The organism is Aliidiomarina sp., assembly GCF_047920995.1.
Classification (GTDB): Bacteria; Pseudomonadota; Gammaproteobacteria; order Enterobacterales; family Alteromonadaceae; genus Aliidiomarina.
This window is the reverse complement of the sequence record NZ_JBLRWZ010000003.1, coordinates 106,188-116,166: the sequence shown is the minus strand read 5'-3', so window position 1 is coordinate 116,166 and position 9,979 is coordinate 106,188. Positions and strand designations below refer to the sequence as shown.

General features: G+C 48.4%; 8 protein-coding genes. 6 read left to right on the top strand and 2 right to left on the bottom strand.

Annotated features, from left to right (window positions below; all coding sequences use genetic code 11):
* The first annotated feature begins 110 nt into the window (after positions 1-110).
* Positions 111-1,040: a hypothetical protein gene (locus ACNA7P_RS01765; protein WP_416256881.1), complete on the top strand. Its 930-nt coding sequence runs from the start codon at positions 111-113 to the stop codon at positions 1,038-1,040.
* 5 nt (positions 1,041-1,045) lie between these two features.
* Here the strand turns inward: ACNA7P_RS01765 and ACNA7P_RS01760 are convergent, their stop codons facing one another.
* The gene (locus ACNA7P_RS01760; protein WP_416256880.1) at positions 1,046-2,455 is read right to left on the bottom strand and encodes a S8 family serine peptidase; all 1,410 of its coding nucleotides are present in this window, start codon (positions 2,453-2,455) and stop codon (positions 1,046-1,048) included.
* Between the two features lie 186 nt (positions 2,456-2,641).
* On the opposite strand from ACNA7P_RS01760, the gene ACNA7P_RS01755 reads away from it, so the two are divergent.
* On the top strand, positions 2,642-3,148 hold the full coding sequence (locus ACNA7P_RS01755; RefSeq protein WP_416256879.1) for an RNA polymerase sigma factor: 507 nt from the start codon (positions 2,642-2,644) through the stop codon (positions 3,146-3,148).
* The gene (locus ACNA7P_RS01750) at positions 3,148-3,891 is read left to right on the top strand and encodes an anti-sigma factor family protein (protein WP_416256878.1); all 744 of its coding nucleotides are present in this window, start codon (positions 3,148-3,150) and stop codon (positions 3,889-3,891) included. Before ACNA7P_RS01755 ends, ACNA7P_RS01750 begins: the two co-directional genes overlap by 1 nt.
* Before the next feature lie 41 nt (positions 3,892-3,932).
* Here ACNA7P_RS01750 and ACNA7P_RS01745 read toward each other — a convergent pair whose 3' ends face one another.
* Positions 3,933-5,297, bottom strand: a complete 1,365-nt coding sequence (locus ACNA7P_RS01745) for a Na+/H+ antiporter NhaC family protein (RefSeq protein ID WP_416256877.1) — start codon at positions 5,295-5,297, stop codon at positions 3,933-3,935.
* A gap of 195 nt (positions 5,298-5,492) precedes the next feature.
* Between ACNA7P_RS01745 and ACNA7P_RS01740 the strand changes: the two genes are divergently transcribed.
* The 3 genes from ACNA7P_RS01740 (at position 5,493) to ubiE (ending at position 9,974) form a co-directional block, all read left to right on the top strand.
* Positions 5,493-7,022: a GNAT family N-acetyltransferase gene (locus ACNA7P_RS01740; RefSeq protein WP_416256876.1), complete on the top strand. Its 1,530-nt coding sequence runs from the start codon at positions 5,493-5,495 to the stop codon at positions 7,020-7,022.
* Positions 7,023-7,048: 26 nt separating this feature from the next.
* Positions 7,049-9,130 (top strand): ATP-dependent DNA helicase RecG, encoded by a 2,082-nt coding sequence (gene recG / locus ACNA7P_RS01735; protein WP_416256875.1) that lies wholly within the window; start codon positions 7,049-7,051, stop codon positions 9,128-9,130.
* Positions 9,131-9,221: 91 nt separating this feature from the next.
* Complete coding sequence (gene ubiE / locus ACNA7P_RS01730) at positions 9,222-9,974, top strand: bifunctional demethylmenaquinone methyltransferase/2-methoxy-6-polyprenyl-1,4-benzoquinol methylase UbiE (protein ID WP_416256885.1); 753 nt, start codon at positions 9,222-9,224, stop codon at positions 9,972-9,974.
* Positions 9,975-9,979: the final 5 nt, after the last annotated feature.

Sequence of the window (9,979 nt, the reverse complement as noted above, 5' to 3'; positions counted from 1 at the left end):
GCGGTTAATCTATACTGAACACGTATATCGCCAAACTATATTGCAAATAAGGGGAGGCTATGCCTCCCCTTATTTGCTTATAATCGATAGCAACAAACGCGGAGATAGTGATGAGCAAACAATCCCCTACACTTTTGGCAGTAAGTATCGCAAGCATGTTGCTCTGCGTTGCGCCATATTCCTGGGCGAGTGATTCAGGAAGTAACTTCGATTTTGACATCAAGCTTGGTATTGCTGGCGAGTACAACAGCAACGTAACGGTAAGTGAGATTGATACCTCGGTTGATGAGGCAGATATGGCCACAGTGCTGGATTTTAGTATTCATGCATATTGGCAGCCAGCTGAATCATGGAATCTGGATTTTGGCTATCAGCTTACGGATCGTCGTTATCGAGATTATGGCGAGTTCGATCTCATGCTGCATTTGTTATTCGCCGATGTAAGTTACGATTTCGATGTATATACCCTTGGTGGCAATTACTATTATGCCGATGCAACGCTTGGTGGTAACTCATTTCTGAGCCTGAATCAGTATTCCATTTACGCTGCTCGCATGATTGGTGATGCGGTGTATTTACGTGGGGCATACAACCAAGCTGAAAAATCGCTGGCGGCATTCCCAGAACGTGATGCAGATACTCAAGGATTCTCTGTAGATGCGTTTTACTTTTTTAATGCCGGCAAAAGCTTCCTGCTTTTCGGTGGTAATTTCGATGATGAAAAAGCGCGTTCGGATATGTTCTCTTACAAGGGGAGCACGCTAAGATTACGCTATTCACACCGGTTTACCTGGCTTAATCAAGATGCGCGATTCCAGGTAGGTTATCGAATTCACGAGCGTGATTATCGCGGCAATGCATTAGGGCTGCAGCAGCCCCGCGAAGATCGGCACAACGTGCTGGATGCTCGCTTTGAAGTTCCGGTTTGGCAGCGTTTAATGGCAATTACCCAGCTTGAACATGGCGATTATCAATCTAATTTAGCCAGCGCAGATTATTCAGAAACACGCATTTCTTTGGGTGTTGCACTGCATTTCTAATTGTTTTACGGGTGCAGTAGGCCAAAGCCAAACACGCTATCGCGGCCTGTGGCACCCATTTCTCTTGCGTGTTCACGCAAACTAGCTCTGGTGCTTTCTACGCTCTCTTGTGCATGGCAAGCCGCAAACGCGCTTACAACCGGTGCGGCGATTGAAGTTCCTGATTCTTCGCCCCAAAAACCTTCAGCTTGCGCAGTAAGTACGCCAACACCGAATGCTGAGAACTCTATATACTCCCCCTGATTTGCCCAGCGATAGATGTTCTTCGATTTATCTACGGCCGTTACCGCAATCACTTCCGGATATGCAGCCGGATATAAAGGCTCAGCAAATGGCCCGGCATTGCCGGCGGCCGCTACAATGGTGATATTTTCTGCATACAGCCTGCGAACTACACTGTGTAACGTATTATTAGCAGGGCCTGTGAGGCTCAAATTAACCACTTGCACATTGCTTTCAATTAACCAATTGAGTGCGCTGAGTAAATGCGTAAGCGTAGCGCCCTGATGTTCTGGCGATTGGCTGTAGAATGCCTCGGCATGAAAAATGTGCGCATTGGGCACTAGCCCTTGCAGCTCATTAGCTTGCGAAATCAATAAGCTGGTTATCGCAGTACCATGATGTTGCTGTTGAGTAATACTGGTATCAAGAATCGCTTTGCGAACCAAGCGCTGCTCTGCAAGAGCTGTTTTAAAAGCGGGATGGTTTTCCTGCAATTGCGTATCTACCACGCCAATGCGAACGTTATCATTGCAAACTGCATCAGCAGGCCATGTTAATTCGGGGGGATTTTCTTGGCGAGGCTGCGCTGAACTGGTTGCCTGATACACGTGATTTCTATCGAGGTAAGGATGATAGGCCGCAGGTAACAATCTCTCTACACCTTCGCGATTATCTAAATGCCGAGGTACGGAGAAACTGAGCATCACTTGGCCTAGCGCTGTTAATGGTTGGTAGCTACTTAGGTAACGCCATAATTCTGGCGCTTGCTCAGCGAATACTTGGCGATCTTCATAATCGATTAGTAACACCCATTCGCGTTCAATCGCTCGGCGGCCAGGCTCTATTTCCACCTCAATGAAGCGTTCAAAGCCCTTGGCATCAATGATACGCAGCTGCGCCGGCAGGTTGCCTACGTGCTCAGGCAGGGCGGCGAGAGTGAAGGCGAGCTCTGCGCCATTCTCTGCAGCTGCAAGAATACGCTGTTGCGCGGAATCCGGAATTACAGTGCGTGCTCGCTCAATACGCTCTATTTGTCGTGCGGCCCGCTCAATATTGCGTTCAGCCGCTCGCTCCGCCGGCGTAGGCACCGGTGGAATAGGTAATGTAGGCCGTTGTTGCGCAACGGCACTTGTGGCCATAACAAGGGCAACAAAGAGAATGCCGTAACGCCACGCGCGTAAAACTAACTTCATGTATTTCAATGCCTCAATATGATTCGCAGTACAGGGCTTAATTCTGTAGTACGTTACTTCTACTATAGTAACGAATCAGTGCATACTTTATTTCATTTTATGTTTGTTTTAAGGAATAACTTACACTGTGAATCGTTAACAGTGCATGTAGGCATGCTTGTTATATAGCTTTATAAGGATTCGATCATGCGGAAAAGTTCGGCATTGCAGGCGGAAATAGCCAGCGTGCTACCCACATTACGGCGCTTTGCATTTTCTTTAACAACATCAATTGCGGATGCAGATGATTTAGCGCAACAAACGGTAGAAAAGCTGCTAACCAAGCCGATACCTGAAGATGCCGTATTACTGCAATGGGCGTTTCGTGTATGCCGCAATTTATGGATTGATGAATTTAGATCACGCAAGGTTCGCGAGAACACACGATTTGATAGCGAGCTGGCGCAAACGCAAGAAGTAGACGAAGGAAAAACCATTGAGCTGCAACAGGAATTGCAGGCGGTAGGCAATGCAATGCAGTTACTGCCGGAAGATCAGAAGGCTATTTTGGCATTGGTTGCGATGCAAGGTATGTCATATCGCGAAGTTTCGGAAACACTTGAGATTCCGATTGGCACTGTAATGAGCCGCCTTGCCAGAGCGCGGGGAGCGTTAGCAAAACAGCTCTACGGTAAAACAGAGGAGTTACACTAATGTATTATTCTGATGAAGAGCTATCGGCTTTTTTAGACCAAGAGCTTCCAGCGGAGAAAATGCATGCGATTCGCGAGAGCATTGTAAATGATGATTCATTGGCGGATCGATTGGCAATATTAAGCCAAGTTGATACGAGTGTGTGCGAATTCATTCACCACATCGACCGTGTGCCTGCGCCGCAAGCATTGCTGGAAAAGGTAACGGCGCCCTTCGCACAGCCGGAAGCGCAAGCCGCGGATGCAGCCGCAAATAACGTAGTGGCGTTTGGCATCTGGCGTAAAACTGAAAACTTTATGCGTGATCATATCGCCATGGCGGCAAGTGTGGCGTTAATTGTAGGGGTTACGGCTGGCAGCCTGCTGTTGGAAAATCCGATGCGTTCGGAAAACTCGCAATGGGCAGAATTCAACCAGGTGCTGAATTCATTGCCAAGTGGTGAATACACAGTGTTAGCATCAGGTGATGAGCTGCAAGCGCAGTTCTCATTTACTACTGCAACGAACGAATTATGCCGTAGCTATTTAGTGAGCAACCAACGAGTTAGGCAAGAGGTTGCGTGTCGTGCAGAAAAAACCTGGCAAGTAATTGCTTCAGCGTATCAAGCGAGCCCAGAATTAGGTGAGTACGGGGTAGCATCGGCATCACCGGTGGTAGATGCAGTGCTTCTACAATTGGGAGCCGGGGCAACATTATCGCTTGCAGAGGAAAACGCCCTGCTGAAGGGTACAACACAGCGATAAGCGTATGCGTATCGCTGTGTTTAGTTTACCCAAGTGACCTGTTAGGAAGTACTTTCCGCAGCCGATTCTACGGGCGTATCTGTGTTAGCCCGAATGGGCCCGATGATCAGGATAGTAGCAACGGCTACCACTGCTAAAATAAAGCAATAGAAGGTATTTACACTAACCGCTAATGGCGAAATCCCGAAAGTAGCCCCCATTAATAATGCTTGTGCACCATAAGGCAGCACTCCTTGCACCACACACGCAAAGATATCCAAGTAACTTGCCGCCTGTTTAGGCGCTACATTGCCTTCTTTAGCAAGCCTTTTACTTACTTCTCCAGATAGCAAAATGGTAACGGTGTTGTTGGCAACGGCAAGATTGGTAAAGGCGGTAAGGCCTGCGATACCAAACGAAGCGGAACGCTCTGGGCGCTTACTTAACCGGCTAGTGATGCGTTCAACAGTATTTGATAAAAACGCTAAACCACCTTGCTGGCGAATGAGTGCCGATAAGCCACCAATTAATAGCGAAAGCAAGAAGATTTCCTGCATGCTGGCAAAGCCGGTATAGATATCTTGGCTAAATGCCACAATTTCATAATCTACCGCCACGATGCCAAACAGCGCCGCCAGAATAATACCAAGTGTAAGCACTACGAATACATTTAAGCCGGTTACCGCGAGGGCGATGATAAAGAAGTAAGGTAACGCCAGCCAATAATTGGCCTCTGGAACTTCTATTGGTGCATTTCCCGTATCGAAGAACGCCAATACAATTACCGTAATTACCGCGGCCGGCACAGCAATGCGTAAATTGGCGCGAAACTTATCTTTCATTTCACAGCCTTGGGTGCGGGTTGCAGCAATGGTGGTATCGGAAATAAAAGAAAGGTTATCGCCGAACATTGCGCCACTTACGAGCACACCAGCCATTAGTGCTGGGTTGATACCCGCGGCTTGGCTTAAACCTAAGGCAACGGGCGCAAGGGCAGCTAAAGTACCCATCGAAGTACCCATGGCGGTTGAAACCACCGCTGCAATTAAAAAGATACCGGGCAAGATAAAGGATGCCGGAATAATACTCAGGCCAAGGGCCACCATTGCATCTACACCACCGGTGGCAGCCGCTACCGTAGAAAATGCACCAGCTAGCAAATAAATCAAACACATGGTGATGATATTGTTGTGGCCAACACCTTCCACAAAGGTTTGGATGCGCTGATTAAGCTCTTGCTTGCTTAAAAACACCGCTAAAATAATAGCCGGTAAAATTGCTACCGGGCTGGCAAGCTGGTAGAACGCCATTTCCACGCCATTGAGGTGAAAATAGATACCAGTGCCGAGAAACAGCGATAGAAAAACTGCTAGTGGCAGCAATGCAATGGCGCGCGGTTGAACAGAGGTTACGGGTGTTTGTTGCATGAGTTTGATTGCATCCTCAATGGAGGGTGTACTGCCAATTACTACAGCGCACCGAAATTTCATATGTACGTTTAGACGTCCAGAAGCATAAACATCTTGAGCCATTCATGCAAGTAGCAAATCCAGCAATATTTTCCGTGTTACGGTGAATCGGTGTACACTGAACGCTCTTAAATAGTTCAATGAGGGAAGCCAATGAGCCCAGAAGATCTGCATTTACAACTCCGAAATCTGCGCGATGAAGATTATCCTCAGCTAAAGCAGTTAATGGATAGAGTGTACGATGATATTGGCGGTGCTTGGGAAGAGCATACCATTCATGCACTTATTCGGGATTTTCCGGAAGGCCAGATTTGTTTAGAAGACAATGGAGTGATTGTAGGTGTAGCACTTACGGTACAGGTTATTTACGACAAATTCAGCAACCCCCACCAATACGACGATTTGCTGAGTAAACGCGATAAAATTCTTAATCAGGCTGAGGGCGATGCGCTCTACGGGCTCGATGTGTTAATTCACCCAGATTATCGCGGCTACCGGCTGGGCCGGCGCTTATATGATGCGCGGAAAGAACTCTGTATTCAGCAAAACCTGAAAGCTATTTTGGCGGGTGGCCGAATTGTTAATTTCCATAAGTACGCGGATGAGATAACGGCCAGCCAGTACCTTGAAAAAGTGCGCCGACGGGAAGTATATGATCCTATTTTAAGCTTCCAGCTTTCCAATGATTTTGTGGTAAAGCGCTTGTTGTACAAGTATTTGCCAGAAGATAAGCGCTCGAAGGGCTATGCCACTTTATTGGAATGGAGCAATTTTCTTTACGAAGCTTCGGAAACAGTAATTCACTCGCGTTCACGTAATGTGCGGGTAGGCGCAGTGCAGTGGCAAATGCGGGCGGTAAATTCGGTGGAAGAATTACTGCAGCAGGTAGAATATTTCGTAGATGCGGTATCGAGCTATAAAAGCGATTTCGCGCTGTTCCCCGAGTTTTTTAATGCCCCGCTTATGGGCCTTACTGATAAAAGTGAGCAGATGAGTGCTATTCGCTTCTTGGCTGGATTTACGGAACGTTTCCGCAAAGAAATGTCGCAAATGGCGGTGAGTTACAACGTTAATATCATTACCGGTTCAATGCCCCTGAGCGAAGGCGATTCTTTGTATAACGTTACTTACTTGTGCCGCCGCGATGGCTCGGTAGAAGAGCAACGCAAGATTCATATTACTCCCCACGAAAAACGCGATTGGGTAATTGAGGGCGGCGATCGCGTAAAAGTGTTTCAAACCGATGCCGGCAAAGTAGGAATTCTGATTTGTTACGATGTCGAGTTCCCAGAGCTCGGCCGGCTAATGGCTGAAGAAGGTTTGGAAATTCTCTTTGTGCCGTTCTGGACCGATACTCGCAATGCCTACTTGCGTGTGCGCCACTGTGCCCAAGCGCGAGCAGTAGAGAATGAGTGTTATGTGGTAATTTGTGGCAGTGTTGGTAACTTGCCAGAGGTAGAAAGTTTGGATGTGCAATACGCCCAATCATCGGTGTTCTCGCCATCAGATTTTGCTTTCCCGCACGATGCAGTAATGTCGGAAACTACACCGAACACGGAAATGTTGATGTTTTCCGATCTGAACTTGGATGAATTGCGTTATTTGCACCACGAAGGCTCGGTTACCAATCTAAAAGATCGCCGTACTGATTTATATGATGTGGTACGTAAATGGCACGATTAGTTCGCGTGAAACGTTAGGAGCACAAGATGCCACGTGCGGCGCTGGCGGAAATCCCAATTACCAACCTGAAAGGCGTTGGGCCAAAAATGGCCGAGCGCCTTGCGCGTTTGGGCTTGAACACGGTGCAAGATGCATTGTTGCATTTACCTGCCCGGTATCAAGATCGTACTAAAATAACCCCCATCGCAGCACTGCGAGTGGGTGAGTATGCCACCATTGTTGCAGATGTACTTGATAATCGAGTACACATGGGGCGCCGCCGTTCTTTGTTGGTGCGGGTAAATGATCGTTCGGGCACTCTTACGCTGCGGTTTTTTCGCTTTAGCGCGGCGCAGCAAAAGCAATTTACTACCGGCACAACCCTGCAATTGTATGGCGAAGTTCGGCCTGGCCCAACCGGGCCCGAGTTGGTGCATCCGGAATACAAATCACTAGCTGCTGGCGCAGCCATTGAAGTTGAAGAAACCCTTACGCCAATCTATCCGGCCACAGAAGGTGTGCACCAACTAACCCTGCGCAATATTGCCAGCCAAGCACTCACTTACCTAAATGCGGGCAGCGTGCCCGAGCTATTACCGGCAAGCTTACGTACTGGCCTGCCTACGCTTGAACAATCGATACGAGTGTTACACGAGCCTCCTACATCGGCAGACCAACATCAGTTGCTGGAGGGAATGCACCCAGCGCAGCGGCGTTTAGCGCTTGAAGAACTGCTCGCCCACCAGCTCAGCATGTTGTATGTGCGCCAACAAGCACAGGCAGTACAAGCTCCACCTATTCAGCCAGGGCAGCAACTGAAGCAAGCATTATTGGCGCAATTGCCATTCTCACCTACGAGCGCGCAAGCTCGGGTAGTAGCGGAAATAGAGGCCGATTTACAGCAAGAAATGCCGATGTTGCGCTTAGTGCAAGGTGATGTAGGTTCAGGTAAAACCTTAGTTGCAGCGCTTGCTGCAGTATCAGCATTGGAAGCAGGCTATCAAGTAGCGTTGATGGCCCCTACAGAATTGTTAGCCGAACAACATGCGCGCAGTTTTGCGATGTGGCTTGAGCCTTTAGGTGTTCGTGTAGGTTGGCTGGCCGGTAAATTGAAAGGTAAGGCTCGTGAACACACCCTGCAGGGGCTTGCCAGCGGCGAACTTCAGTTTGTAGTAGGAACGCACGCGTTGTTTCAAACCGCTGTGCAGTTTGCCAATTTAGCGTTGGTAATTATTGATGAGCAGCATCGTTTCGGCGTACATCAGCGTTTGGCATTGCGGGAAAAAGGTGAGCAGCAAGGCCGTCATCCCCACCAACTGGTAATGACCGCTACCCCGATTCCGCGTACGTTGGCGATGACGGCTTATGCGGATTTAGCCACCTCAATTATTGACGAACTGCCCCCTGGGCGAACCCCGGTGCAAACGGTGGCGATTCCGGATAGCCGCCGCGAGCAAGTAATTCAGCGTTTGCAGGATACGGTGCAGAACGAAGGGCGGCAAGTGTATTGGGTGTGTACGCTGATAGAAGAATCGGAGTCCTTGCAATGCCAAGCGGCGGAAGATACCGCAACCTATTTACAGCAGTATTTGCCTAATTTGCGCATTGGCTTGGTGCATGGGCGTATGAAAAGCGCTGAAAAAGAAGCAGTGATGCAACAGTTTAAAGCGCATGAACTGGATTTGTTGGTGGCCACTACGGTAATTGAAGTAGGCGTAGATGTACCGAACGCCAGCCTGATGATTATCGAAAACCCAGAGCGTTTGGGGTTGGCACAATTACACCAATTACGCGGCCGGGTTGGCCGTGGCTCGGTGGCAAGCCATTGTGTATTGCTGTATAAAAGCCCGCTTTCGCAACAAGCCAATGAGCGATTAGCAGTGTTGCGTGATACCAATGATGGCTTTGTTATTGCTGAGCGCGATCTAGAATTACGCGGGCCCGGAGAGCTTTTGGGTGCGCGGCAAACAGGGTTGGTGCAAATGAAAGTGGCCGATTTGGTACGTGATCATGATTTGCTGCCACAAATTCGTGCACTCGCTGAACGTTTGTTTGTAGATTACCCAGATTTAAGCGAGGCATTGATGCAGCGCTGGTTACCGGATAAAGATCGTTACGCGCAAGTGTAGGAATACCTGCCCTTAGTTATTGGGCAAATCGCTTGCATCGTTTACACTAGGCTAGAATTTTCAGTAGTAGGCATTGGGCATGAACAACAATATGAACGACCAAAACGACGATACGCACTTTGGCTTTAAAACCGTAGCGAAAGATCAGAAAGCGAACTTAGTAGCAGGTGTATTTCACTCGGTAGCGGGTAAGTATGATCTGATGAACGATGTGATGTCGTTTGGTATTCACCGCCTTTGGAAACGCTACACCATTGATTGCAGTGGCGTTCGGCCAGGCCAGAAAGTACTTGATTTGGCCGGTGGTACCGGCGATTTAGCCGCTAAATTTGCGCGCATTGTAGGCCCTACAGGTGAGGTAGTGCTTGCCGATATTAATGATTCGATGTTGCGGGTGGGCCGCGATAAGCTGCGCGATAAGGGCATTGTGGGTAATGTAAGCTATGTTCAGGCCGATGCCGAGAAACTGCCCTTTGAAGACAATACCTTTGATTTAATTACCATCGCGTTTGGTTTGCGCAATGTTACCGATAAAGATGCTGCGCTGCGCTCAATGTTACGTGTGTTGAAGCCAGGCGGGCGCTTGTTGGTGCTAGAGTTTTCTAAGCCAAATGTAGAAATGCTCTCAAAAGCATACGATCTGTACTCATTCCATATTATGCCGAAAATGGGTGAGTTTATCGCGCAAGATAAAGATAGCTATCAGTACCTTGCTGAATCAATTCGCATGCATCCCGATCAGGATACGCTAAAGGGAATGATGGAGAGTGCCGGGTTTGAAAAAGTGGATTACCACAACCTTACCGGCGGGATTGTAGCACTGCATCGAGGCTTTAAATTTTAATGAGT

Bases quoted from the DNA above. Each gene is read 5' to 3' on its own strand.
- ubiE (WP_416256885.1), top strand. From the start codon at position 9,222: ATGAACGACCAAAACGACGATACGCACTTTGGCTTTAAAACCGTAGCG.
- recG (WP_416256875.1), top strand. From the start codon at position 7,049: ATGCCACGTGCGGCGCTGGCGGAAATCCCAATTACCAACCTGAAAGGC.
- ACNA7P_RS01765 (WP_416256881.1), top strand. From the start codon at position 111: ATGAGCAAACAATCCCCTACACTTTTGGCAGTAAGTATCGCAAGCATG.
- ACNA7P_RS01740 (WP_416256876.1), top strand. From the start codon at position 5,493: ATGAGCCCAGAAGATCTGCATTTACAACTCCGAAATCTGCGCGATGAA.
- ACNA7P_RS01745 (WP_416256877.1), bottom strand. From the start codon at position 5,297: ATGCAACAAACACCCGTAACCTCTGTTCAACCGCGCGCCATTGCATTG.
- ACNA7P_RS01755 (WP_416256879.1), top strand. From the start codon at position 2,642: ATGCGGAAAAGTTCGGCATTGCAGGCGGAAATAGCCAGCGTGCTACCC.
- ACNA7P_RS01750 (WP_416256878.1), top strand. From the start codon at position 3,148: ATGTATTATTCTGATGAAGAGCTATCGGCTTTTTTAGACCAAGAGCTT.
- ACNA7P_RS01760 (WP_416256880.1), bottom strand. From the start codon at position 2,455: ATGAAGTTAGTTTTACGCGCGTGGCGTTACGGCATTCTCTTTGTTGCC.